The organism is Rhabdaerophilum sp. SD176 (assembly GCF_030143245.1).
Classification (GTDB): domain Bacteria; phylum Pseudomonadota; class Alphaproteobacteria; order Rhizobiales; family Beijerinckiaceae; genus Rhabdaerophilum.
The window spans coordinates 492,841-516,641 of record NZ_JARJNS010000003.1 but is presented as its reverse complement, the minus strand read 5'-3'; the positions used below and the strand labels follow the sequence as shown (position 1 = coordinate 516,641).

Annotated in this window: 28 protein-coding genes and 1 pseudogene; 12 read left to right on the top strand and 17 right to left on the bottom strand. The window is 64.8% G+C overall.

Annotation, left to right across the window (positions count from 1 at the left end):
* Nucleotides 1-17: 17 nt before the first annotated feature.
* Nucleotides 18-1,064 carry a class 1 fructose-bisphosphatase gene (locus P0652_RS09220; RefSeq protein WP_284178484.1) on the bottom strand — a complete coding sequence of 349 codons (1,047 nt, stop codon included), beginning with the start codon at nt 1,062-1,064 and terminating at the stop codon, nt 18-20.
* A 126-nt stretch (nt 1,065-1,190) separates the two neighbouring features.
* On the opposite strand from P0652_RS09220, the gene P0652_RS09215 reads away from it, so the two are divergent.
* Complete coding sequence (locus P0652_RS09215; protein ID WP_284178483.1) at nt 1,191-2,120, top strand: LysR family transcriptional regulator; 930 nt, start codon at nt 1,191-1,193, stop codon at nt 2,118-2,120.
* Nucleotides 2,121-2,154: 34 nt separating this feature from the next.
* Here the strand turns inward: P0652_RS09215 and P0652_RS09210 are convergent, their stop codons facing one another.
* The 3 genes from P0652_RS09210 to P0652_RS09200 form a co-directional block, all read right to left on the bottom strand.
* Nucleotides 2,155-3,663: a tripartite tricarboxylate transporter permease gene (locus P0652_RS09210; protein WP_284178482.1), complete on the bottom strand. Its 1,509-nt coding sequence runs from the start codon at nt 3,661-3,663 to the stop codon at nt 2,155-2,157.
* Nucleotides 3,664-3,698: 35 nt separating this feature from the next.
* Nucleotides 3,699-4,157: a tripartite tricarboxylate transporter TctB family protein gene (locus tag P0652_RS09205; protein ID WP_284178481.1), complete on the bottom strand. Its 459-nt coding sequence runs from the start codon at nt 4,155-4,157 to the stop codon at nt 3,699-3,701.
* Nucleotides 4,158-4,261: 104 nt separating this feature from the next.
* Nucleotides 4,262-5,224: a Bug family tripartite tricarboxylate transporter substrate binding protein gene (locus P0652_RS09200; RefSeq protein WP_284178480.1), complete on the bottom strand. Its 963-nt coding sequence runs from the start codon at nt 5,222-5,224 to the stop codon at nt 4,262-4,264.
* Nucleotides 5,225-5,408: 184 nt separating this feature from the next.
* Between P0652_RS09200 and P0652_RS09195 the strand changes: the two genes are divergently transcribed.
* The 3 genes from P0652_RS09195 to P0652_RS09185 are packed head-to-tail and all read left to right on the top strand — an operon-like array spanning nt 5,409 to nt 8,565.
* Nucleotides 5,409-6,074: a response regulator transcription factor gene (locus tag P0652_RS09195; RefSeq protein WP_284178479.1), complete on the top strand. Its 666-nt coding sequence runs from the start codon at nt 5,409-5,411 to the stop codon at nt 6,072-6,074.
* A complete protein-coding gene (locus P0652_RS09190; RefSeq protein WP_284178478.1) occupies nt 6,071-7,486 on the top strand; it encodes a sensor histidine kinase in 1,416 nt (471 codons plus the stop codon). The genes P0652_RS09195 and P0652_RS09190 overlap by 4 nt, the downstream gene beginning before the upstream one ends.
* Entirely contained in the window at nt 7,483-8,565 is a 1,083-nt protein-coding gene (locus tag P0652_RS09185; RefSeq protein WP_284178477.1) for an ABC transporter substrate-binding protein, read from the top strand. The genes P0652_RS09190 and P0652_RS09185 overlap by 4 nt, the downstream gene beginning before the upstream one ends.
* 4 nt (nt 8,566-8,569) lie before the next feature.
* Here P0652_RS09185 and P0652_RS09180 read toward each other — a convergent pair whose 3' ends face one another.
* From P0652_RS09180 to P0652_RS09155, 6 genes are all read right to left on the bottom strand, one after another.
* Nucleotides 8,570-9,487 carry an SMP-30/gluconolactonase/LRE family protein gene (locus P0652_RS09180; protein ID WP_284178476.1) on the bottom strand — a complete coding sequence of 306 codons (918 nt, stop codon included), beginning with the start codon at nt 9,485-9,487 and terminating at the stop codon, nt 8,570-8,572.
* A complete protein-coding gene (locus P0652_RS09175) occupies nt 9,484-10,206 on the bottom strand; it encodes a cytochrome b561 domain-containing protein (protein WP_284178475.1) in 723 nt (240 codons plus the stop codon). The genes P0652_RS09180 and P0652_RS09175 overlap by 4 nt, the downstream gene beginning before the upstream one ends.
* Before the next feature lie 3 nt (nt 10,207-10,209).
* Nucleotides 10,210-11,046, bottom strand: a complete 837-nt coding sequence (locus P0652_RS09170; protein ID WP_284178474.1) for a carbohydrate ABC transporter permease — start codon at nt 11,044-11,046, stop codon at nt 10,210-10,212.
* Nucleotides 11,047-11,051: 5 nt separating this feature from the next.
* Nucleotides 11,052-11,948 (bottom strand): carbohydrate ABC transporter permease, encoded by an 897-nt coding sequence (locus tag P0652_RS09165; RefSeq protein WP_284178473.1) that lies wholly within the window; start codon nt 11,946-11,948, stop codon nt 11,052-11,054.
* A gap of 115 nt (nt 11,949-12,063) precedes the next feature.
* Entirely contained in the window at nt 12,064-13,416 is a 1,353-nt protein-coding gene (locus tag P0652_RS09160) for an extracellular solute-binding protein (protein WP_284178472.1), read from the bottom strand.
* A gap of 51 nt (nt 13,417-13,467) precedes the next feature.
* The gene (locus P0652_RS09155) at nt 13,468-14,559 is read right to left on the bottom strand and encodes an ABC transporter ATP-binding protein (RefSeq protein ID WP_284178471.1); all 1,092 of its coding nucleotides are present in this window, start codon (nt 14,557-14,559) and stop codon (nt 13,468-13,470) included.
* A gap of 196 nt (nt 14,560-14,755) precedes the next feature.
* Between P0652_RS09155 and P0652_RS09150 the strand changes: the two genes are divergently transcribed.
* Entirely contained in the window at nt 14,756-15,766 is a 1,011-nt protein-coding gene (locus P0652_RS09150; RefSeq protein ID WP_284178470.1) for a LacI family DNA-binding transcriptional regulator, read from the top strand.
* 32 nt (nt 15,767-15,798) lie between these two features.
* Here P0652_RS09150 and P0652_RS09145 read toward each other — a convergent pair whose 3' ends face one another.
* Together P0652_RS09145 and P0652_RS09140 are read right to left on the bottom strand one after the other, a co-directional pair.
* Nucleotides 15,799-16,116: an NIPSNAP family protein gene (locus P0652_RS09145; RefSeq protein WP_284178469.1), complete on the bottom strand. Its 318-nt coding sequence runs from the start codon at nt 16,114-16,116 to the stop codon at nt 15,799-15,801.
* A 64-nt stretch (nt 16,117-16,180) separates the two neighbouring features.
* Nucleotides 16,181-16,507 carry a hypothetical protein gene (locus P0652_RS09140; RefSeq protein ID WP_284178468.1) on the bottom strand — a complete coding sequence of 109 codons (327 nt, stop codon included), beginning with the start codon at nt 16,505-16,507 and terminating at the stop codon, nt 16,181-16,183.
* Nucleotides 16,508-16,747: 240 nt separating this feature from the next.
* Here P0652_RS09140 and P0652_RS09135 point away from each other — a divergent pair, with 240 nt between their 5' ends.
* Genes P0652_RS09135 through P0652_RS09120 form a run of 4 tightly spaced genes read left to right on the top strand, consistent with a single transcriptional unit; the run spans nt 16,748 to nt 19,621 of the window.
* On the top strand, nt 16,748-17,701 hold the full coding sequence (locus P0652_RS09135) for an NAD(P)/FAD-dependent oxidoreductase (RefSeq protein WP_284178467.1): 954 nt from the start codon (nt 16,748-16,750) through the stop codon (nt 17,699-17,701).
* Nucleotides 17,691-18,602: a methyltransferase family protein gene (locus P0652_RS09130; protein ID WP_284178466.1), complete on the top strand. Its 912-nt coding sequence runs from the start codon at nt 17,691-17,693 to the stop codon at nt 18,600-18,602. Before P0652_RS09135 ends, P0652_RS09130 begins: the two co-directional genes overlap by 11 nt.
* A gap of 14 nt (nt 18,603-18,616) precedes the next feature.
* A complete protein-coding gene (locus P0652_RS09125; protein WP_284178465.1) occupies nt 18,617-19,012 on the top strand; it encodes a DUF4149 domain-containing protein in 396 nt (131 codons plus the stop codon).
* Nucleotides 19,013-19,063: 51 nt separating this feature from the next.
* A complete protein-coding gene (locus tag P0652_RS09120) occupies nt 19,064-19,621 on the top strand; it encodes a CIA30 family protein (protein WP_284178464.1) in 558 nt (185 codons plus the stop codon).
* Between the two features lie 111 nt (nt 19,622-19,732).
* Here P0652_RS09120 and P0652_RS09115 read toward each other — a convergent pair whose 3' ends face one another.
* From P0652_RS09115 to P0652_RS09105, 3 genes and pseudogenes are all read right to left on the bottom strand, one after another.
* Nucleotides 19,733-19,999, bottom strand: coding sequence for a hypothetical protein (locus P0652_RS09115; RefSeq protein WP_284178592.1), 267 nt, complete (start codon nt 19,997-19,999; stop codon nt 19,733-19,735).
* A 375-nt stretch (nt 20,000-20,374) separates the two neighbouring features.
* Nucleotides 20,375-20,662 carry an addiction module antidote protein gene (locus P0652_RS09110; protein ID WP_284178463.1) on the bottom strand — a complete coding sequence of 96 codons (288 nt, stop codon included), beginning with the start codon at nt 20,660-20,662 and terminating at the stop codon, nt 20,375-20,377.
* A 1-nt stretch (nt 20,663) separates the two neighbouring features.
* Nucleotides 20,664-20,960, bottom strand: a pseudogene (locus P0652_RS09105) (type II toxin-antitoxin system RelE/ParE family toxin).
* Between the two features lie 201 nt (nt 20,961-21,161).
* On the opposite strand from P0652_RS09105, the gene P0652_RS09100 reads away from it, so the two are divergent.
* Nucleotides 21,162-21,917 (top strand): hypothetical protein, encoded by a 756-nt coding sequence (locus tag P0652_RS09100; protein ID WP_284178462.1) that lies wholly within the window; start codon nt 21,162-21,164, stop codon nt 21,915-21,917.
* A gap of 105 nt (nt 21,918-22,022) precedes the next feature.
* Here P0652_RS09100 and P0652_RS09095 read toward each other — a convergent pair whose 3' ends face one another.
* Nucleotides 22,023-22,439 (bottom strand): type II toxin-antitoxin system VapC family toxin, encoded by a 417-nt coding sequence (locus P0652_RS09095; protein WP_349774975.1) that lies wholly within the window; start codon nt 22,437-22,439, stop codon nt 22,023-22,025.
* A complete protein-coding gene (locus P0652_RS09090) occupies nt 22,427-22,672 on the bottom strand; it encodes a type II toxin-antitoxin system VapB family antitoxin (RefSeq protein WP_284178461.1) in 246 nt (81 codons plus the stop codon). Before P0652_RS09090 ends, P0652_RS09095 begins: the two co-directional genes overlap by 13 nt.
* A gap of 113 nt (nt 22,673-22,785) precedes the next feature.
* On the opposite strand from P0652_RS09090, the gene P0652_RS09085 reads away from it, so the two are divergent.
* Together P0652_RS09085 and P0652_RS09080 are read left to right on the top strand one after the other, a co-directional pair.
* Nucleotides 22,786-23,088 (top strand): type II toxin-antitoxin system TacA family antitoxin, encoded by a 303-nt coding sequence (locus P0652_RS09085; protein ID WP_284178460.1) that lies wholly within the window; start codon nt 22,786-22,788, stop codon nt 23,086-23,088.
* A 3-nt stretch (nt 23,089-23,091) separates the two neighbouring features.
* Complete coding sequence (locus tag P0652_RS09080; protein WP_284178459.1) at nt 23,092-23,601, top strand: GNAT family N-acetyltransferase; 510 nt, start codon at nt 23,092-23,094, stop codon at nt 23,599-23,601.
* Nucleotides 23,602-23,801: the final 200 nt, after the last annotated feature.

Sequence of the window (23,801 nt, the reverse complement as noted above, 5' to 3'; positions counted from 1 at the left end):
CTCCCGAACAGGCGAAGTCAGGCGCGGAGGAGGCCGCGACGGCCGAAAAGCGGGGATTGTTCGGCACCGGTCATGGTGCCGAGGTGATAGCGGCGAACGCGCTCGACCTTGTCGAAGGAGCCGAAGATGAAGGGGATCCGGACATGGAGGCCCGAGGGAATGGCATCGAGGATACGATTGACGCCATCGGTTGCCGCCCCGCCGGCCTGTTCAACCAGGAAGGCAATGGGATTTGCCTCGTAGAGATGCCGCAGGCGGCCGCGCTCGTAGCCGCGGCGGTTATCGGCCGGGTAGAGGAACACGCCGCCGCGGACGATGATGCGATAGGCATCAGCGACGAGCGAGGCGATCCAGCGCATGTTGAAATTCTTCCCGCGCGGGCCCTCGTCGCCTTCGACGCAATCGTCGATATAGGCCTGGATGGGCGGATGCCAGTGACGATAGTTCGAGGCATTGATCGCGAATTCCGGCGAACCCTCCGGCACGAGGACAGCATGGCGGGTCAGGCGGAAGCTGCCGGCGAGCGGATCGAGCGTGGCCATGTGGGTGCCGGTACCGGTGGTGAAGACCAGGCTGGTCTGCGGCCCGTAGATCACGAAGCCGGCCGCCACCTGGGCATGGCCCGGGCGAAGGAAGGCCCGGTCCCCGCCGATATCGGACGCCGTGGCGGGCAGGATCGAGAAGATTGTGCCGATCGAGACATTGGTATCGATGTTTGACGAGCCGTCGAGCGGATCGATCGCCACGACAAGCCCGCCCTCCTCGCGGAGAATACGCGGCGCCTCGAGTTCCTCGGACAGGATCGCAGCGGCACCGGCCGCCTCGATCGCGGCGGAAAATGCCTCGTCGGCAAGGACATCGAGCGTCTTCTGGCTGTCACCATCGAGATTGACCGCGCCGGTATCCGCGCCCAGCGCACCGGCGAGATGGCCCTGCCGGATTGTCAGGCTGATGCCGATGGCCGTCTCTGCGATGGCATTGATGAGGGCGGCGATCCCGGGGGTCGTCTCCCGGGCCAGGAAAGCCGGCAAAGTCAGCCCGATCGCCTCGTGCGGCTCCGTCATGGTTCCCTCCAGGATCGCCCTGCTTGCTGCAGGGCTGTTGCTTGTCAGGAAAACTTGACGGCTTTCGCGAAAAAGAAAACTGACTTAAATTGGACGTCAATTAAAAAAAATTGAATGTGTCGGCCCATGACCCAGCTGTCCTTCAAGCAGATCGAGACCCTCCAGGCCATTGCTGCCGAGGGCTCGCTCGTCGGCGCGGCGCAGCGCCTCAACATGACGCCGGCCGCGCTGACCGCGCGGGTCAAGGCTCTCGAGGATACGGTGGGCATGCAGCTTTTCGACCGGCTTCCCTCTGGCCTGCGGCCCAACATGGCCGGGCAGGCGGCGCTGGAATCCGCGCGCAAGATCGAGAATGCGATCCGCGAATTCGTGGAGCTCATGGAAGTGATCCGCACCGGCAAGGGCGGAAGGCTCGCGGTCGGTGTGGTCTCGACCGCCAAGTATTTCGCGCCGCGCCTTGTCTCGGCCTTCACGCAGGAATTTCCCGGCGTCGACATGCGCCTGATGATCGGCAACCGCGACGAGATGATGGAAGCGCTTCGGCGCTTCGAGGTGGATGTCGCGCTGACCGGGCGTCCGCCGAGCGACATTCCGGCTGCGCGCTATCCGATCGGGGCGCATCCCTATCTGATGATCGCGCCGCCCGGCCACCGACTCAGCGGGCGAACCGACATTCCCAAGGAAGAACTGGCTGGCGAGGCCTTCCTGTTCCGCGAGGAGGGCTCGGGATCGCGCGCGCTCTTCGACTATTTCCTCGGCGACATCCCGATCCAGCGGGCGCGGATCGGGATCGAGCTGGGTTCCAACGAGACGATCAAGCAGGCGGTGATTGCCGGGCTCGGCATCGCGCTGATCTCGGCGCATACGATTGCGGCGGAGATCGGCGACGGGAGGCTTGTGCGGCTCGATGTGCTCGGCCTGCCGATCATCCGGCACTGGTATGTCGTGCACCGGACCGACCGCGAACTCTCCCCGGCCGCCCTGTCCTTCCGGGATTTCGCGCGCGAGCGCTGCGGCCATTTCCTGCCGAGGCTCGTCACGCCGATGGCCCGCTGAGACTGGCCCTGCCGGACGGCAGGGCCCTCTCCCGTCAGGCCGTCTGCCCGGCAGCGGCGCGGGCCGCCTGCCTTCGCCGGAGCCAGATCGGCACGAGGACGATGGCAACGGCCATGATCCAGAGGATGATCGAGAGCGTGCTCGAGAAGAAGATCCCGAATTCCCCGCCCGAAAGCGCGAGGGCATTGCGGAAATTCACTTCCATGACCTTGCCGAGCACGAAGCCGAGCACGATCGGCGCCATGTCGAAGCCGAGCTTGCGCAGGAGGTAGCCGACAATGCCGATGCCGAACATGATCAGCACGCTCATCACGCTCGAATAGGCCGTGTAGACACCGAGGATCGACAGGGCGGTGATGCCGGGGATCAGGATCCAGTTCGGCATGAGCAGCATCCGGGCGAAGAGCTGGACCATCGGCAGGTTCATGATCAGCAGCAGGATATTGCCGATATACATCGAGGCGATCAGGCCGCCGACCAGCTTGGGCTGTTCGACGAAGAGCTGCGGCCCGGGCTGGATGTTGTAGAGCATCAGCGCACCGAGCATCACCGCCGTGGTGCCGGAACCGGGCACGCCGAGCGTCAGCATCGGCACGAAGGCGCCGGTTGCCGCGGCATTGTTCGCCGCTTCCGGGGCGGCAAGACCACGGATATCGCCCTTGCCGAAGGTGCCTTCCTTGTCGCTCAGGCGCTTCTCGGTGGTGTAGGAGACCGCGCTCGCTACCGAGGCACCGGTGCCCGGCAGGACGCCGATGGTGAAGCCGATCGCCGTGGCACGCACCGAGGGCCACCAGATGTGGCGGATCTCGGCCCAGCTCGGATAGCTGCCGGTGACCGCCAGCGGCTTCAGCGTGCCCTTGACCTGGCTTTCGAGCATCAGCAGCACTTCGGAGATCGAGAACAAGCCGATGACGAGGATGATGAACTCGATCCCGTCATGCAGTTCCGGCTGGTCGAAGGTGAAGCGATAGGCGCCGGACGTGGCATCAAGGCCGATCGTCGTCAGCATCAGGCCGAGCACGCAGCCGAGCAGGGTCTTGACCGGCTCGTGGCCGACCATCGAGCCCAGGGTGGCGAAGGCGAAGACCATCAGCACGAAATATTCCGCCGGACCGAACTTGATGGCGAGCAGGGAGAGCGGCACGGCCAGGAAGGTCATCGCCACCACCGCGATCATGCCGCCATAGAAGGACGAGATGCCGGAGATGGCGAGCGCCTTCGCGGCCTCGCCGCGCCGGGCCATGGGATAGCCGTCCACCGCGGTCATCACCGCACCGGCATCGCCGGGCACATTGAGCAGGATGGAGGAAATGCGGCCACCATATTCGGCGCCATAATAGACGGCGGCGAGCAGGATCAGCGCGGATTCCGCCGGCAATCCGGATGTGTAGGCGATGGGCAGCAGCAGGGCGATGCCGTTGATCGGGCCGATGGCCGGCAGGCAGCCGATGATCGTGCCGAGGAAACAGCCGACAAGGCCGATGAGCAGGTTCTGCGGCATGAGGGCAACGCCCATGCCCTGCCAGAGGAAATCGAATGACATGGAATGTCTCCGCGAGAAGGGGGCAGGTTGCGGCGTCAGAAGCCGAGCGGGCCTTTCGGCAGCGTGCCGCCGAGAAGCGGGCCGAACATCAGCCACCAGAGCAGGGCCTGCCCGGCGCCATTGACGAGCGCCAGCGTCCAGTTGGCGCCGAAGAGGCGGGCAATCACGGTCATCAGCACCAGCATGGCCGGGACGAACCCGATCCAGTCCATCGCCAGCACGCAGGCGGCGCTGACGACGAGGAAGGTGAGCGCCGCGATCCGGCCTTCCTGTTCCGGCCATTCCTCGGTCGAGCCCGGCACGAGCCAGTACCAGGCGCCAAGCGCGAACAGGGCTACAGCAAGGCCGGCGGGAAAGCCGCGCGGGCCGATCGGATCGGACGAAAAGGAATACTCGATCATCAGGCCGAAAGTGCCGTAGAACACGGCGAAAGCCATCAGTACGGCGGCCGCGATGCGGCCGATCCGGCGTTGGCGTTGGGCGAGATCGGACATGGTGGCCCCCCGGGGGCTTCACCCCCCTTGTTGCGGACAGGCCATGGCGGAAGAATGCCGCGGCCTGTCCCGTTCGGTTTCACGTCAATGCGGAATGCGGAGGCTCAGAGCCCGGCTTCCTTGGCGAGCGCGCGGAACTTCGCGGTATCCGCCTTCACGCGCTTGTCGAAGTCTGCCCCGAGCGAATCGAAGGCGAAGAGACCGCGCGCCTCGCGTTCCTTCACGAACTCATCCGTCTTGGTGAGCTTGGTCAGCGTGTCGACCCACCACTTGTAATCGGCATCGCTGACTTTCGGGCCGACATAGAGGCCGCGCCAGATCGGCCAGTCGATCGTGTAGCCCTGCTCGTAGGTGGTCGGGATGTCCTTGAAGGCACCCGCCAGACGGCGATCCGACATGACGGCGAGAATGCGGAGCTTGCCCTGCTGGTGCAGGTTGATCATCTCCGAGGCATCGCCCGAGGCGATCTTGATATGCCCGCCCTGAAGCGCGGTGGTGACGGCACCGCCACCTTCCAGCGCGGCGTAGCGCATCTTTTTCGGATCGACCTTCGCTTCCTTGGCGATCATCGCCATCTTCATCCAGTCCTGGCTGCCGACGGCACCGCCGCCGCCAACCGGGAAGGCGCCGGGATCCTTGCCGAAGGCCGCAATCAGGTCCTTCAGTGTCTTGATCGGGCTGTCTGGCGCCACGGCGACCACGCCGAAATCAGTCCCGAGCGCGCCAACCCAGCGGACGGCATTCTCGTCATGCTTGCCGAACTTGCCCTGGGCGATCAGCAGGGCCGAACCCGACGAAGCCGCAATGACGAGGCCACCATCGCCCGGGCGGGTGCCGATCACGTGGTTATAGGCCACGGCGCCGACGCCGCCTTCCATGTAGCTCACTGCCATCGGATCCTTGATCAGCTTGGCGGCATGCAGCGCGTTGCCGGCGAGGCGGCAGGTCAGGTCGAAGCCGCCGCCGGGCTTGGCGCCGGCAAGGCATTCGGTCTTGGCGGGCTGGGCCAGCGCCGGGCCGGCAAGGCCGGTCAGGGCGAGCGCGGCGAACAGGAGCGTCTTGCGCATGGTGTTTCCTCACATCAGGGACGAGCGAGGGACGCGATAACGGGATGCGGCACCGCCGCTCCCGTTTCCTCCCCCGTTCGTTGTTTGGCTCACCCACTTGGCGGGGCGATGGTTGCTGGATACCCTTCCGACCTGTCGCGAACCTGACGCGCCGTAAAATGAAGAATCAGGGGGAACGGGCGGAATGCGGATCCTGGTGGTGGAGGATGTGGCCGATGTCGGCGAGGCGATTGTCGCCTCGCTCGAGCGGATCGGCCATACCGTGGACTGGGAGCGGAATGGCGGCGAGGCTGATGCCCTGCTCCGCGCCCAGGTCTATGACCTCGTCGTGCTCGATGTCATGCTGCCGGACATGGACGGATTCGCCATCCTCAAGGCCCTGCGCCAGCGCCGCAAGGCGACACCCGTGCTGGTCCTGACGGCGCGGAGCCAGGTGGAGGACCGGGTTTCCGCGCTTGATCTCGGGGCAGACGACTATCTCGTCAAGCCGTTCGATTTCCGCGAACTGGAGGCGCGGGTCCGCGCGCTGCTGCGCCGCAAGACCGGGTCCGCCACCAACATGATCGAGGTTGGCGGCATCACGCTTGACCAGGCCGGCCGCGCCGCGACCCTCCATGGCAAGCCGCTGGACCTGACCCGGCGCGAATTGACGCTGCTCGAAATCCTTGCTGCGCGGCCGGGGCGCGTCTTCGGGAAGGACGAATTGATGGACCAGCTTTTCGGCTTCGAGGACGAGCCGAGCGAGAATGCCGTCGAGCAATATATCGCCCGGCTCCGCCGCAAGATTGCCGGTGCCTCGGCGGAGATCCGCACCCTGCGCGGCCTCGGTTACCAGATGGTGGTGCTGTGACGTCGCGCGGGCCTTCGCTCTACGGCCGGCTCGCCGGGGTCATCACGCTGGTGCTCGCCATCGGGGCGCTGGTTCTGGGCTGGGCGGCGTGGCTCTATGCGCGCGTCGCGGCCGACGAGGCCTTTGACCGCCTGCTCGTCGGGGCTGCGCTGCAGATCGCGGAGAGCGTGGCGACCGAGCCGGGGCGCGTCACGGTCGATCCACCGATCTCGGCTTTCGAGACGCTGGCCCTCGCCACGGATGACCGCATCTTCTACCGGGTGACCGACCCGGCCGGCGACAGCCTGACCGGGCAGGATGACCTCGCCTCGGCGCGGAAGCAGGGCCGCCCGGGGCGCGAACCCGTTCTGGCGGACGGAACCTATCGCGGCTTTCCGGTCCGGATCGTCACGCTCGGCCGCTATGTGACCGGGCCAGGCGTGGATGGCTGGGTGGAGGTGACCCTGGCCCAGACCCGCCTCGCCCGGCTCGACCTCGCCCGCGACCTGACGTTGAAATCCCTGCTGCTGGTTCTCGGGATGAGCGTGCTGGCGCTGGTCGCGCTGCTGCTTGCCGTGCGGGTGGCTTTGCGCCCGCTCCAGGCCGTACAGGCGGTGATTGCGGCGCGAGACCCGAAGGATCTCCAGCCGGTCGAGATCGAGGCGCCGCGCGAGGTCGCCATGCTGGTCGATTCGATCAACCACTTCCTCGGCCGGCTGGCCGAACGGGTGGGCGGAATGGAGCGCTTCATCGCCGATGCCGCGCACCAGATCCGGACACCGCTGACCGCTCTGGCTGCGCAGGTGGACCTCCTCTCCACCGAGAACCGGGCGGATCGGCGCCGCCAGCAGATGGCGCGCGTGCGCGAGCGCATCGAGCAGCTTGGCCGGCTGACCAGCCAGTTGCTGAGCCATGCGATGGTGATCCATCGCCGCGAGGTGGTGCGGCTCGGCCCGGTCGATCTCGTGCCGGTGGCGCAGGCGGCGCTCAAGGAAGCGGTGCCGCTCTCGCTCGACCGCGATATCCGCGTCGCGTTCGAGCCGGCCGAGCCCAGCCTCGTCATCCGGGGGGACCGGGTCTCGATCGGCGAGGTGATTGCCAATGCGGTCCATAATGCGATCCGCCATGGTGCGCCGGGCCTGCTGGCGCTGCGGCTGTCGCGGGATGGCGAGGAGGCGCTCGTGGAGATTGTCGATGATGGGCCAGGCATCCCTCCCGCGCATTGGGACGAGGTCGTGAAGCCGTTCGTGCGGGGAGCGAGCGAGGCTGCCGGCTCGGGCCTCGGCCTGACCATCGTGGCCGACGTCGTGCTGGCCCATGGCGGCCGGCTGACCTTCCGTCAGGACCCGACCGGGCATTTCGTGGTTTCGCTGCGGTTTCCGCTCCTTGCCCCGGCGGAGGACGCAACGCGCCTGACGGAGGATGCGGCATGAGGGCGGTTCTGACCCTGCTCGCCGCCTGCCTGATGGCCGTGCCCATCCGGGCGCAGGATGCGGTCACGACCTTCCCGGCGCCGGGCACGGAGCGGCAGGTGCTGACGCTCGACACTGCAACCGACCTCGCGGCCTTCGAGCCGCTGATCCGCGATTTCCAGCGGATCGCGCCGGATATCACCATCCGCTACCGGGAATTCGTGACCAATGCGCTGTTCGAACAGGCGCGGGGCGAGTGTCTCGCCGAACGAACCGGGGCGGATCTCGTCATCACCTCCTCGGTCGATCATCTCGTCGTTTTGTCCAATGCCGGCTGCGCCCTCGCGCATCGCTCGCCGGAAACGCTGGCCGCACCGGGCTGGACGCGCTGGCGCGACGAGGTGTTCGGCTTCACCTTCGAGCCGGCGGTGATCGTCTATAACCGCGCCCTGCTGAAGCCGGAGGAAGTGCCGCGCACCCGGCTCGACCTGATCGAACTGATGCGCGAGCAGCCGGCGCGGTTTTCCGGCCGGATCGGCGGCTATGACATTGCCCGCTCGGGGATCGGTTATCTCTTCGCCGCCTTCGATGCCCGCAACGCGCTGATCTATGGCCGCATGATCGAAGGGTTCGGGCGGATGCGCCTCGTCACGCGGTGCTGCTCCTCGGACCTGATCGAGGAACTGGGCAAGGGCGAGCTTTTCATCGGTTACAATATCCTCGGTTCCTATGCCTATTCGGCGCAGAAGGCCGGCGCGCCGATCGGGATCGTCATCCCGCATGATTACGTGCTGGCGCTGAGCCGGGGGGTGATGATCCCCACGCGGACGCGGCAACCGGATCTCGCGAAACGGTTCCTCGACTATCTGCTCAGCCAGCGCGGCCAGAGGGTGGTGCAGCAGGAAGCGTTCTTCTTCGGGCTGAACGGCTCCGTCCCGGAGGGGGTCGAGGCGCCACCGGGCGGGCTGACGTCCGGCATGTTGCGGCCGATCGTGATCGGGCCCGGCCTGCTGCCGACGCAGGACCGTGCCAAGCGCGAACGTTTCCTGCGCGAATGGCAGAACGCCCTTCAGGGCGCCGAGCCGCGCGGGCTGCAATGAGCCTTCAGCCCGCCGCCGGCGTGACGGCCCCGCGCGCTTTCACAAAGAGGCTGTAGAGCGAGGTCTGCGCGCAGATATAGAGGCGGTTGAAGCGCGGGCCACCGAAACAGAGATTGGCCACGATCTCGCCGATCCGGATCTCGCCGATCATTGTCCCGTCCGGATGGTAGCAAAGCACCGAGGTTCCGGCGGAGGTCCAGACATGGCCAGCGGCATCGCAGCGGAAACCGTCAAAGAACCCTCCCGGACAGGTGGCGAAAAGGCGCGGCGCGCCAAGTTGCCCCGATGGGGTGACCGGATAGGCATGGATCGTCGCCGGCAGGCCGGGCTGATGCGATGCGCCGGTATCGGCAACATAGAGGAGGCGCTCATCCGGCGAGAAGGCGAGGCCGTTCGGCTTGACGCGGTCGTGCACCATGGCCTCGATATGGCCGGAAACGGGGTCGAGCCGGTAGACCTGCGAGGCACCGATCTCGCTCTCGGCCGCGATGCCCTCGTAGTCGCTGTCAATGCCGTAGGTCGGATCGCTGAACCAGATCGTGCCATCGGCGGCGACCACGACATCGTTCGGTGAGTTGAAACGCTTCCCCTCGAAGCGATCCGTCAGGACGCGGACCGAGCCGTCGAATTCCGTCCGCGTGACGCGGCGCGTCAGATGCTCGCAGGTGACGAGCCGGCCCTGCCGGTCCGTGGTGTTGCCGTTGCTGTTCTGTGCGGGCTCGCGGAAGACGGAGACCGAGCCATCCGTCTCGTCGAAACGCATCATCCGGTTGTTGGGGATGTCGGACCAGACGAGATAGCGGCCAGCCGGGAAATAGGCCGGGCCCTCCATCCAGCGCCCGCCGGTCCAGAGCCGCTCGAGCCGCGCATGGCCGATGACCAGTGCCTGGAATCGTTCGTCATGGATGATGACCTCGTTCACCGGCTTCCCCTTGTTTCCTCGCGGCCTTCCCCGCCCGGCCGGCGGATGCCCCAGCCGATCGGCTTTCGGGCATTGCCGGGATGGTGGGGCGACGGGCCCCAGATGGCCTGATAGGTATCGACCGCCCTGCCCTGCCGCTGCATCCGGATGAAGAGGAAGAGCCAGAGCGCCCACCAGAATCCGAGCAAAGCTGGCATCCAGCGGGGGGCATTGGCAAGCCATAATCCGGTGAGAATGGCGAGCACCGCAAGGGCCAGCGCGATATAGCCAAGTGACTTGTGCAGCCACTCGAACAGGATGCGCCGGGGCGTCATGTCGTAATGGTCGCCGCGCAAGGAGGGCTCGCCCGGGCCGCCCCTTGAGCCGCGCAGCCAACCGCCAAGGAACTGCGCGCCGCCGAAGGCAAGGACGGACCAGCCGGCCAAAGCATGGAGATGGCCCGGGCCCTTCAGCCCCGGCCCGGCCAGCAGCATGGCAAGCCCGCCCAGCATGGCAAGGCCCCCGGCATATTGCAGCACGAGATGGCCGATCCACCAGAAGCGGTTGTCGCAGCGGGAGGGCCAGTCCTGCCGTGGCGTGATCTTGTAGAAGCGGGCGAGGATCACGCCGAGGGGGAGCAGGATGGCCCAGGCCAGCACCATCAGCCGCGCATGCCAGGCGATGGCGGCATCGACGAGATGCGGCCGGGCCGGATCGAGCGGGGCGAGCCAGAAATCCATCGCTCAGCCCTTCACCGCGCCGGCCGTCATGCCGGTGATGATCTGGCGCGAGGCAAGGAACGTGAAAACCAGCGGCGGCACGGCGATCAAGGTGCCGATCGCCATGATCTGCCCCCATTCGATGTTGTGCTCGTTGATGAAGAGCGAGACCTTCACCGGCATGGTACGGGTGAACCGGTTGGTCAGGACCAGCGCCAGGATGAACTCGTTCCAGGCGATGCGGAAGGTGAAGATCGCCGCCGCCGCGAGGCCGGGCTTGATCATCGGCAGGACGACGAGGAAGAAGACCTGGAAATCGTTCGCCCCGTCGATCCGGGCGGCCTCCTCAAGGGCCGGCGGCACCTGCGCGATGAAGCTCTGGAGGATCCAGATCACAAAAGGCAGGTTGATCGCGGTGTAGACGAGGATCACGCCCGAGAGCGAATTGGAAAGCCCGAATTCGTAGGTCCAGATCATGAAGACCGGCACGGTCAGCACCGCTGGCGGGACCATCCGCATCAGCAGGGTGCCGCCCGAGACGACATCGCGCCCGAAGAAGCGGAACCGCACGATCGCATAGGCGGCCATGCAGCCGAAAACGAGCGTCAGGAAGGTCGAGACCGTGGCGACGATCAGCGAATTGGTAAGGTAGCGCGCATTCTGGCTGTCGCCGAGCACGGCCCGGTAATTTTCCAGCGTCGGCATGAAAATGAGGCTGAAACTGCCCGAGAAGATCTCCGGCTTGGTTTTCAGCGAGGTGGCGATCATGACGAGGATCGGCCCGAGCGAGAGCATCGCGAGGAGGATGATCACGGCATAGGAGAACGGCGTGGCGCGGCGGGTCGTGGCGGTGCCGGACATGGGGGTCACTCCTTCCCGGCGCGGCGTTCGCGCAGGCTGCGGGCCAGCACGAGCAGCAAGGTCAGCATCAGGACGATCAGCAGGAGCAGGTTCGACAGGGCCGAGGCCCGGCCGAGCTGCTGGCTCACGAAGGCTGTCTTGTAGATGTGAAGGGACAGGATCTCGGTGGAGAGCCCGGGGCCACCCTCGGTGAGGATGTAGATGACCTCCAGCACCTTGAAGGCGTCGATCAGCCGCAGCAAAGCCGCCACCGCGATGACCGGGGCGATGAGCGGCAGCTTGATGTAGAGCGTTGTCTGCCAGCGCGTGGCGCCGTCGATCCGCGCGGCCTCGATAGCGGAGGCGGGCAGCCCCTGCAACGCAGCCAGCGCAAGGATGAAGATGAAGGGCGTCCATTGCCAGACATCGGCGATGATCACCGAGATCAGGGCCATGTCGGGCGAGGAAAGCCAGGGAATGCCGGGCAGGCCGAGCGCCTTGAGAGCCTGGCTCAGCGGGCCGAACTGCTCGTTGTAGAGAAAACGCCAGATCAGCCCGACGACGATCGGGGCGATCATCATCGGCAGGATGAAGATCGTGCGGAACAGGCTGGTGCCACGCAGGTCCCGGTCAAGAACAAGCGCGAGCGCGACGCCGAGCACCACTTCCAGGATCACCACGGCCACGGCAAAGGCCATGGACACGCCGACCGAGATCCAGAAGGAATCATCGGCGAGCAGCCAGCGGTAATTCTCGAGCCCGACGAAGCGTGCCGATTCCGGCGGAGTGCCGATCGACCATTCGTGGAAGGACAGCCAGACCGAACGCAGCATCGGATAGACGAGCCCGACCAACGCCACGGCCGCGGCCGGAGCGAGGAAGAAATAGGGCGAGGCGCGGTTGAGGCCGTGACGGCTCGGCATGGTTCGATCCCGCAAGAGAAACGAGGGAGGCCCGGCAGGGCCCGGTTTCAGCCGGCACAGCCGACACCTCCCTCAGGCTGGGGCGCCCGACGCAGGCGCCCCGGAGGAAGCCGGGCTATTTCGGCGCATTGGGACCGTAATAGCCACCCTTCTCCATGATGGCGCGGACCTTGGGCACGATATCGTCCAGCGCCTGTTTCGGATCCTTCTTGCCGGTCACGATCTCGCCCAAAGCCACGCCGAAGACGGGCGCATTGAGTTCGTTCCATTCGTTGATGATCGGCCGCCAGTCGGGATCGGCATGTTTGAGCGCGGTGGCGAAGGTCACGTAGTGCTTGAACTTCTGCTGGAGTTCGAGATCGTTATAGGTCGAGAAGCGCGAGGGCGAGCCCCCCGCCGCCGCGATCAGCCGGTCCGCCTTTTTCGAGGTCAGCCACTGCATCAACATGAAGGCCGCCTCGCCATTGGCGGCATTCCTCGGAATGGCGATGCCGAAGCCACCGGTCTGCGAGCCGCGCCGGATATCCTCGGGGTGATAGGCCCAGGCCACCTTGCCGGCGACCTTGGATTTCGCCGGATCGTTCATTTCCCCCGCCACAGCGATGGAATCGAGGAACATCGCGGCATTGCCCTGCATGAAGGCGTTCTTCATCTCGTCAAAGCCGAAAGCGGCACCGCCGGCCGGGCCGGTCTCGATGATCTTCTTCAGCAGGCTTGCCGAGCGGATGCCGGCGGCATTGTTGAAGGTCGGCTGCCACTGGTCATCGAAGATGCGGCCGCCCATCGGCGCCATGTGCAGGAGCCAGGCATGGACAACCTGATGCCCTGTCTGCCCGCGCGAGGCGAGCGCGCCCATGCCCTTCATCGTTTCGGGAATGCGCGCGAGCAGCGGTTCGAGCTGGGCATAGGTCTCCGGCACTTTCCAGCCGTTCTGGGCGAAGAGATCGGCCCGGTAGGCCAGAGCCGAGGTTTCGGCACCGAACGGCATGCCGATCAGCTTCGCCGAGGGGCCAGCGAGATAGCCCTTCCGGCCCCCGACCAGCCCGATATTCTCGACATAGCCGGGGATGAGATCACCAAAATCGTAATCCGGCACGGCGAGCGCGGCATCCTTGAACATCGGCCCGACTTCGCGGATCAAGCCCTTGTTGGCGTATTCGGATTTCCAGAACACGACATAGGCCAGGAGGTCGTAATCACCCTTGCCGGGTTTCGACATCTCCAGCAGCTGCTTGTCGCGCATGCGGAGATACTGGAGCGTATCCACCTCGACCTTGATGCCGGTTTCGGCGGTGAATTGCGGCAGGATCTTCGTGACCGCGTCGAAATGCGGATGCGCGGGGAAATTCACCACAAGGCTGGTGCCCTTGAACCGCGCATAGGGATTGGCGCTGCCGGCCGAGGGCCAGAGTGCCGTGGTGAAGGCGGCCGCAGCGCCGGTCTTCAGAAGTCCGCGTCTTGTCTGCATGGGGTTTCCTTCCTTGGATTGTCTGGTGCCCTCTTGGCGGGGCCCGTGAGGTTACCGGATGGCCGCTTCCGTCTCCGGGTCGAAAAGGTGGAGGCTGTCGGGGTCAAACCAGAAGGGCTGCTCGCCCTCGCCGGCAAGGCGCTGCTCGGAATTGACCTCGACAATGACACGTTCGCCGCCGCACCGCGTTACCAGCACGGACTGTGCGCCGACATATTCGGCCAGCTCGATATGGAGGGTCAGCGCTGGCGCACCTTCCGGCCCAAGGCCCTGCCGCAAGGCGGAGGGCCGGATGCCGGCGATGATGTCGCGCCCGGCATAGGAAGCAAGCGCCGCCATGCGGGAATGCGGGACCGGCAGGGTGTAATCCCGCCCGAGGAGCATGGGCTGGCCATGCTGCGAATCCAGCCGGACCGGCAGGAAATTCATCGGCGGCGCGCCGATGAAGCCGGCGACGAAGAGATTGGCCGGTGCGCGGTAGAGATCCTCGGGCCGGCCCTGTTGCTGCACCTTGCCGGCATGCATGACGACGATCCGGTCTGCCAAAGTCATCGCCTCGATCTGGTCATGCGTGACATAGATCATGTTCTTCTCGACGCGCTTGCGCATCAATGCCAGCTCGGCCCGCATCTGGTTGCGCAGCTTGGCATCGAGGTTCGAGAGCGGCTCGTCGAACAGGAAGACGCCGGCATCGCGCACAAGCGCACGGCCCATCGCCACGCGCTGGCGCTGGCCGCCGGAAAGCGCGGCGGGTTTCCGGTCCAGCAGATGGCCGATGGAGAGCATGTCCGCGACTCGCCGGATGCGGGCATCGATCTCGGCCTTCGGGTAGCGCGCGAGCCGGAGCGCGAAAGACATGTTCCGCGCCACATCCATATGCGGGTAGAGCGCATAATCCTGGAAGACCATGGCGATGTCGCGGTCTTTCGGCTCCAGCCGGCTGACCTCGCGCTCGCCGATCCAGATCTCGCCTTGGCTGGCCTCCTCGAGGCCGGCGATCATCCGGAGGGTGGTGGATTTGCCGCAGCCGGAGGGGCCGACAAGCACCGTGAATTCCTTGTCCGCAAGGTCGAGATCGAGCCCGGCAATCACCGCGACATCGCCGAAATGCTTCTGCAGATCCCGGATGCGGATATGCGGCATCGGTTCCTCTCCCCGGCGGGCCTTTGCCCGTCCTGATCGCGGGCCTTGCGCCCGTCTCTTGCCTGCCGGATCGGCGCTGCTTCCATGCAGACCAGCCCGGATGACATATGTTATCGATAACATCGTATGCCGGATTCCCGCTTCTTGACAAGCCCTCTGCTTTGGCCACCCATCGGACCAGGTTCGGAGCATGACAATGCGGATGCAGGACATTGCGCGGCGGCTGGGCATTTCGGCCATGACCGTTTCCCGCGCGCTGAAATCCGATGCGTCGGTCGCCCCGGCAACGCGGGCGGCGGTGCTGAAAGCGATCGAGGAACTGGGCTATGTGCCCAACCAGATTGCCGGCTCGCTCTCGTCGAGCCGGTCGGGTTTCGCCGCCATCCTCGTGCCTTCGCTCAACAATCCGCATTTCAGCGAGACGGTACTGGCACTCGGCAATGCCCTCCATGACCGCAACATGCAGTTGCTGATCGGCAATACAGACTATGACCGCCACAGGGAGGCCGAGCTGGTGCGCGCCTTCCTTGCACGCAAGCCCGAGGCGATCATCCTGACCAGTGACGGCCATGACCCCCGTATCCTGCCGATGCTGAGCAAGGCAAAAATCCCCGTGATCGAAATCTGGGACCTTCCGGCCCGGCCCATCCAGCATGTTGTCGGCTTCTCGAACCAGCTGGCGATGCGCGGGCTGATCGCGTCGCTGATCGGCGAGGGGTATTCGCGGATCACCTATCTTGGCGAGGCGGATGATGCCGAAACGCGCGGCGCTTCCCGCCGGCTCGGCTATTGCGAGGCGATGGCGGCAGCCGGCCTCGCGCCGCGCCTCTGCTCGATCGGGCGCCCTCCGGCCACGATGTCCGACGGCGAGCGCGGCCTCGATACCGTTCTCGGCGCCTATCCCGATACCGAGCTGGTGGCCTGCGTGTCCGACCCGCTCGCCTTCGGCGTGATTGCCGCCTGCCAGCGGCGGGGCTGGGCCGTGCCGGGCCGGATGGCCGTATCGGGCTTCGGCGATTTCGAGATCGCGCGGATCGCTGTACCGGCGATCACCACGGTCCAGATCGATGCGGGCCAGATCGGCCGCGAAGCCGGAGCGATCATCGGCGAGGCTTTCAAGACCCGGCGGGATGCCATGCCGACGGCGATCAGCCGGCTGGTTCCCGCCCTGCCCTGCCTGCGCGCGAGCACGGCAAGGCCCGGATGAGCCGGGCAGGCAGGGCCGGGTTTCGGCCCGGGCTATTGCATCGGCGAGAAGAAGGTCGGCCGGACGATGGCATTCTCCATTTTCTCGATATAGGCGCCGGTCTTGGGGATAAAGGCCAGCCAATCCGGATCGGCATAAAGCCGCTCGCGGCGCGCCTCCCGATCGGCATGGTTCTCGTAGCGCCACATCATCATCACCTGATTGAGGGCGCCGATCTCGGTGTAGAACCAGCCGACGGACGGGCCGAGGAAGCGGCAGTGAATCTCGAAGCCTTCCGCGTGATAGAGCTTCAGATAGTCATGCAGCTTGCCGGGCCTGATCGTGTAGGTCCGGATCTCGAAAACAGCCATGATGCGGATTCCTGACAGGGGATTCGCGCGCCTCGGCTGGCGCGCGTCTCTGGATCGGGCAGCCTCAGCGGGTGCGACGGGCCCGGATTCGGACGGGCACCAGATGGCCGGATGGCAGCACCGGCGGCAAGCGGCGACCCGGGCGATCCCCGTCATCGTCGCGCGGCATCAGCATGATCGCACCGCCCATGGCCACCGAAGCAAACGTCACGACCGACCCCATGGTCAGAAGGCCCATGGGGACGAGCCATTCCCCGGACGCGGCCAGCATCGTCCGGATCTGCGCGACATCAAGCGCAAGGATACCGATCACAAAAGCAATGCCGAGCAGGGCGCCGACAAGACCGTTGACGATCAGAAGACGGAACAGCCTGTGCGTGTTCGATGCCATGCTTTGCCTCGGTGCTCGGGTCAGGACGGCTGCAATCGAACAACAGCTTTCCGAGGCACGCAAGTCAAATCGACGAAAACAAACCGCAGGCAAACCAGCAGCCCGGGTGAGCCGCCTCCCGTGGCCTTTCTCGGACAAGGCAGCCACACGCCGAGACCTCACCAGACCGGTTGCCGCATCCCCTTGTCCTTGCCGATGCGCTGTCCATGTCCCACCCGATACATCAGGAAGCCCACCGCATTGGAACATCCAATCGTCATTATCGGATCCGGCATGGCGGGGCTCGCCTGCGCACGCCAGCTTGCCGCCGCCGGGCCTCGACCGCTGGTTCTGGACAAGGGGCGCGGTGTCGGCGGACGCATGGCAACCCGTCGGGTCGAGATTGCCGGCCATGCCTGCGGCTTCGATCATGGCGCGCAGTATTTCACAATCCGTGATCCGGAATTCCGCGCAGCGCTGTCCCCCGTGGCGGACGCGATCGCGCCATGGGACGAAGGCGGGAGCGAGCCCCGTTTCGTCGGGCGGCCGGGCATGTCCGGCCTTCAGAAGGCGATGGCCGAGGGGATCGATCTTCGCCAGGGGATCGAGGTTCTGGCCCTCGGCCGCGAGGGATCGGCCTGGCGGCTCGAGACCGGCGGCGGGCCGATCCTCGCGCGCCATCTCGTGATGACGATGCCGGCCCCGCAGGCGGCGCGCCTGCTCGGCAGGGATCACCCGCTGACCGCGCGCCTCGATTCCGTCCGGATAGCCCCCTGTCTTGCCCTGATGGCAGCCTTTCCGGCAGAAGCACCCCGGCCTTTCCCCCACCGATCCTCGGAAACAGAACCGCTAAGCTGGATCGCGCAGGACAGTTCGAAGCCCGGCCGCCATGCCGGCCTGACCTGCTGGGTTGCCCAGGCCGGCCCGGACTGGAGCGCAGCGAATCTCGAGGAGAGTCCCGACAGCCTCGCCCGCCTCATGCTGCCGCTGCTGGCCAAAGCGATCGGCGCGGACCCCGAAAGGGCGCTCCATGCTTCGGCCCATCGCTGGCGCTATGCCCGCGTGACCGCGCCGCTGGGCGAGCCGTATCTCGGCGACGATGACAGCACGTTATGGCTCGGTGGCGACTGGTGCCTCGGCGCGCGGGTCGAAGCGGCCTGGCAGAGCGGAACCGCGCTTGCGCAGGCGCTGATGAGGCATCTCCATGCCGGTTGAGCGTCGGCGCATCACAGACGGGCTGGTGGCCCCGCGCCTGGCAGACCCCCGGTTCGCCGGGCTACTCCGCCTCATCCGGGGCGCGTTGACGCCGCCGCCCGGCCGCAGGCGGATCCTGCTGGCCCTTTCCTTCGGCCTCATCTGCCACGTCACCTTCGGGATGGCGGTCCTTGCCATGATGGTCGCCATGTTCTTCGGCATGAGCGAAAGCCTCGGCCGCGTGCCACAGCCCTGGGCGTGGCTCGCCAATCTGGCGCTGATCCTCCAGTTCCCGCTCGCCCATTCGCTACTCCTCACGCCTCAAGGTGGCCGGTTGCTCGCGCGGCTGGTGCCGGGGCCGCATGGCCAGACGCTGGCGAGCACCACCTACGCCCTCATCGCTTCAACCCAGTTGCTGATGCTGTTTGCCTTCTGGACACCCTCCGGGATCATCTGGTGGCGCGCAGAGGGATGGGCATTCTGGGCCATCACCCTTGCCTATGGCTTAGCCTGGCTGCTTCTCCTGAAAGCCAGTTTCGATGCCGGGGCGGAGGTGCAATCCGGGGCGTTGGGTTGGATGTCCCTGCTCGCGAAAATCCGTCCTGTCTTCCCCGACATGCCGGTATCGGGGCTGTTCCGCTTCATCCGGCAGCCGATCTATGTCGCTTTCGCGCTCACCCTCTGGACCGTGCCGGTCTGGACACCCGATCAGCTGCTGCTCGCGCTCTGCTACACGGCCTATTGCCTGTTCGCGCCACGGCTGAAAGAGCGCCGGTTTGCCGCGCGCTATGGCACGCGGTTCGACGCGTATCGCGCGCAGGTCCCCTATGCGTTGCCCCGGTGGCCCCTACCGCGCGGCAAGGATCGGCACGTTCCGACCAAGACCGCTGCGGAAGCCTCGCCTGCTGCCCGCGAGCGCTGATCTGGAGATTGTTCATGGTGACCCTCGCCCTCCTGACCACCGCTTTGCTCTTCGGCGGCATGGTTCTCTATGCCTTCGGGTTTGCCGCCTTCCTCTTTACGGCCCTGCCGCCGGATGTGGCCGGCCCGACAATCCGGCGGGCCTTCCCGCATTTCTATCTTTTCGTTATGGCTGGTTCGGCGCTGGCTGCCGCCTTGCTGGCGAGCCATGACGGGACCGGCGCCGCCTTGCTGGCCCTGATCGCGATCACCACCCTGCCGACACGGCAGGTGTTGATGCCTGCCATCAACCGTGCCACCGATCACAAACAGAAGGCACGTTTCCAGATCCTGCACGGGCTTTCCGTTTTCATCACGCTGGCCCATATCGGAATGGCCGGCTATGTGCTCGCCCGGTTCCTGAACGGCTGAACGCCGGGTCGGGGGCCCGGAAGGACCATGTGCCCCCATGAGGATCACGCCATGCTCTTGCGATCTGCCTGCCGCCTCGCCGCTCTGCTCGGCCTTGCGACCCTCGCCTCCCCTGCCGAGGCCCAGCCGATGATCGAGACCTTCACCGGCGCCCCCGAGACGCGCTGGCGTTTTTTCACCGACACCGTGATGGGCGGGGTCTCGAAAGGACAGCTTGATTTTGTCTCCGAAGGCGGGCGTGTCCATGCCCGGATGACGGGCAAGGTCAGCACGGCGAACAGGGGCGGCTTTATCCAGATCCGGATGGATCTCGCCAACCCGCCGCCGGCCGATATCCAGGGCGTGAAGCTGGTCGTGCGCGGCAACCGGCAGCGCTATTTCATCCATCTCCGGACATCGGGCACGCTTTTGCCCTGGCAATATTATCAGGCGGGTTTCGAGGCTGGCGCCAGCTGGAAAGAGGTTCGCCTGCCCCTTGGCAGTTTCAAGCCCTCCGGCGCCATGCTGGCCGCAACCGCTCGGGCCACAAGCCTCACCTCGATCGGCATCGTTGCCTATGGCCGCGATCACGAGGCCGAGATCGAAATCCGCGAGGTTTCCTTTTATTGAGAAGGGATTGTCGTTCCGGCAATGGTCGCGCCGGGGCTTCCGAGCCATCCCCTCGGTGCCGAACCCATAGGCTGCCAATGATCTTCTCCCGCCAAACTGGACCTTTTTTGGTTAGAGTTTTCCTTGCCATTTTTCCTTGGGCTGGCAGCAGCGGAAGTCGATGAAGGCAAGCAAGTTTTCGCTTGCGCAGACCTCCGGTTCGGACACGCCGAAGGCAATCATGCTCAAGTGAAGGGCTGACGACCTGGCCGCGGCGGAAATCGGCCGCGAGGCCGGGATCAGCCAAGCGACCTCCTTCACCTCGAAGAAGAAAGACGACGGCCTGCTGCCGACAGAGCCGCTCGTCCTCGCCGGATCACGGCCCGTCGTCGCCCGCAAGCTCCGCTACTATGCCGATCGGGAGTTTGCGGGTCTTGTTCGAATGGAAAACTGACTGAATGGAAGCAGCGACGAGATTCGCAACGGAGGCTTCACGAGCATGACCGAAGTGACTGTCGTTCTGTCGAAAGAGGCGATTCCCCGAAATTTCGATCAGGGAGCCGATTATTAGGTCGCTGCCGATCTGCTTGAACCCGCAGCTATCGCCGGTTTGCGTGAAACCGGGATCGCGATCACCGTCCTGTCTTCATCACCAGCCGACTATGACGGAATTCTCGAGGTGATCCGGATGGCCATGCTGCACAATGCCGGCTGGTCGAGGATCTCCGTGGTACGGTAGGCTCTCAGGCTCGCTAAAGTGCAATCCGACAACAATCAGGCGTGAGGCTTCACGGTCAGCTCGACGCCCAGGGCCTTCATCACGGCAATCGTGGTTTTCAGGGTCGGATTGCCGTTCTCGCTGAAGGACCGGTAGAGCTGTTCTCTCGAAAGCCCGGTCTGGTTCGCGATCTGCGTCATCCCCTTGGCGCGCGCCACAACACCCAGAGCGTGGGCGATATAGCCAACATCCCCAGTCTTGAACGCCTTTTCCATGAAGACGGCAATCGCCTTATCCGACGAGAGATCCTCGGCAGGGTCAAAAGTCGTCAGTTTTTCGCCCATCTCACTCGCTCCATTCGTCCAGAAGACGCTTGGCCGTCCGGATATCCCGCGCTTGTGTGCTTTTGTCGCCGCCACAAAGCAGAATGATGATTGTGTTGCCCCGCCGCTAAAAATAAACCCGGCATCCCGGGCCATAATGAATCCGAAGCTCGCTGATCCCGTCGCCAACCGGCTCGACATCACCGGCTTGCCCGAAGGCCAGCCGGTCAGGGCGTGAGGCAATTGCCGCCCTGGCCCGGATATCCCGCAGCCCGAGACGCCATTTGCGGAAGGACTCTGTCTGCTTCAGTTCAATCATTTGTCGTCTTTAAACTACAATCTTGGTGGGGTCAAACTGGGATCGGAAAGCTGGGTCCGGCCCTCAGGCTCGCTACAGCGCAACCTGACCAGCGCGCTTCGCCTTCGTGGCCGGGATGGCCGCCTTGCCTTGCCGCTCAGGGATTGCTAGGTGCATCCCCTATTGCACTCTCTTCTGTTTCCGCTCCGGATCCATTGACGAATGACGTTTCGCGCCGTCGGACTGTTTGCAGCCGTTCTTTGTCTCGCCGGGTGTTCGGATAGCGACGATTCCAGGGCCTGCAGCCCTGTCGATCCTGTTCAGATCAACCTCGGCGGAAACCGCTACGCGATACCGGCCAGCTACCAGCCACACTTCAAGCACGTAGATGGTCGTGACAAGACCTTCTATGTGTTCTTGCAAAACTATTATCAGGAGGGAAAGCGCCTGAAGTACCGGTATTGCAAGCGGGACGGCCATCAGGACGTCGACGGAATTCGGATCCACCTGGAGCGCGAGACCAGCAGGAAAAACGATGGCTATGACACCCGCGATGCCATCATCAAACGCCTTTCGCCACAGCTTCCGGAGTTGGAAAGCGTCACGATGATCACAATCGACAACATCCCCTCATCCAATGAATGGATGAATGAGGGACGTTTTGTCGAGGGAATGACGCTTTCGGAGAGCGGACGATATCACTATCGAAGCAGCCCTGTGCGCACCGGCAGGACCTGCGATCAGGATCTGATTTCGGTTTATCCTACCAATTTTGGCGGGAAAATCCGGGCAACATGCATGTCGGCGGTCGTCCAACCCCATACGATTTGGTGGAGGCTCTATATCGGCGCCGACGGTCTCGGGAAACCACACGGAAGTCTCACGGTGGACATCAAGGACAGAGCCCCCGAAGAATGGGATCCCATTCTCCAGGACGTCAAAAGCTTCATCGACTCGATACGCGAGGAAGGACGTTAAGTGAAGGCGCGATCTGTCCGGATGCTCCAGCCGGGCCTTTCAATCATCCGGGTCCCCTGCATCGGGACGGATAACAAGCTGTTTGGTGCGCCACCTTCGGGCAGGTCAGTAGGGTACCGTCGGCAAATCCGTCTTTGCAAAATCCCGCCCTTTGAAGAGGATCGGCACCTGATACGCCCTGGCGCAGGCATAGGAGAGGCAATCTGCAAGGTTAAGCTGGGCCGGATGCCCCCTGCCCTTGCCGTAACGCTCGAAGGCCTCGACCGACAGCCGGCTGACCTCATCGGTGATCGTCATGACCTCGATTCGCGCTTCGTGCAGAACAGCGTCAAAGTCAGCTTGCACAGCATGAGGCATTCGCCCCTGACGCGTTGCGAGCACCATGGAAGCTTCAAGTCGGACCAGTGGCGATGTGAATTTCGCCTTGGCACCCTCGATCGCCCGGGCAAATCGCTCCGCTTCTTCCTCCTGGCAAAGGATGGCCACGAACACGGAGGTATCGATAAACATCAGCGGGTCCACATCGCGTCGCGCTCGGCTTCACTGACAGGGCGCGCGTCTGGCCCCGCCTGAGCGTTTGCCCGCTCGGCGATTTTTGCGAGGCGGGTCGCCAGGGGAATAGCCTCACGCTCGCGCGCCAATTCATGCTCCAGGGCCTCGATGACTGCTGCCGTGATGCTTGTCTTGCGCCGCGCCGCGAGTTCGCGCGCAAGCTCCCGCGCGCGGGGATCACGGATGTTGAGAGGAGCAGCCATCGGAAACTGCCTTTGCAATTTTGTCATTGCGCAAAGCATATCATGTAAAGGTATGAGAGGCTAGATTGATTTTTCCGGCCAATGGCCGTACATAGAGACGGAGGAGAACAGTCATGGCTCAATCTGCAACATCGTCGTCCCGGGGCCGGGTGCGCAGCGCGCGCCTCGAGACACGCATCACGCTCGACCAGAAAAATCTCATTGAACGCGCCGCTGCCCTCCAAAGCCGGTCCGTCACGGATTTTGTCCTCTCGAGCGTCCAGGAAGCAGCACGCCGGACCATCGAGGAACATCAGCGTCTCGATCTCTCTGTCAGGGACAGCGCAGCCTTTGTCGAGGCGCTTCTCAATCCGCAGCCCGTCAACGATCGCCTGCGCGACACGGTCAACCGCTATCGCCAGAAGACCGGCAACTGAGACGTGACGACCTCTGGAGACGATTTTCGCATCGAACCACTTGGTGCAGGACATAACCGGTCTTCATTCAATTGCGGTGCCGAGCCGCTGGACCGCTATTTGCGGATGCAGGCAGGGCAGGACGCGCGGAAGAACCTTGCCGCTCCGTTCGTGCTCGTCCTCTTCGATGGCACTGTCGCGGGCTATTACACCCTCTCAGCGACGGCGATCAGCCTCACAGAGCTCCCCGAGCCAACGGCAAAGAAGCTGCCGCGATATCCCCTCCTGCCCGCAACCCTGCTGGGCCGGCTCGCGGTGGACCGGCGCCATCGGGGCAAGGGATATGGAAGGTTCCTGCTGGCGGATGCGCTGTTCCGCTCCTGCCGCAGCGAAATCGCCTCTTTTGCCGTGATCGTCGATGCCAAGGACGAAAACGCGCGCCGCTTCTATCAGCGCGAGAGCTTCCTGCCTTTCCCCGACCAGCCTATGAAGCTGTTCCTGCCCATGGCGGATATTGCGCAACTGTTCCGGTGAACCGCCCCCGGATTGCCGGACGTCATGAGAAGCTCCTCAGTGTCGGCTTTCGGCGTTTGCGCATCTGGCCTTGATAGAGCGAGACGCCGGCGCGGGATGGCCTATCGCCAGACGTCGATGGCGCTAACCTCCATTCGGTGGTGACCGGCGGAGATCCGGGGCGGGCCCGGCATGCAATGGAAACGCGGCCATGGCTGGAT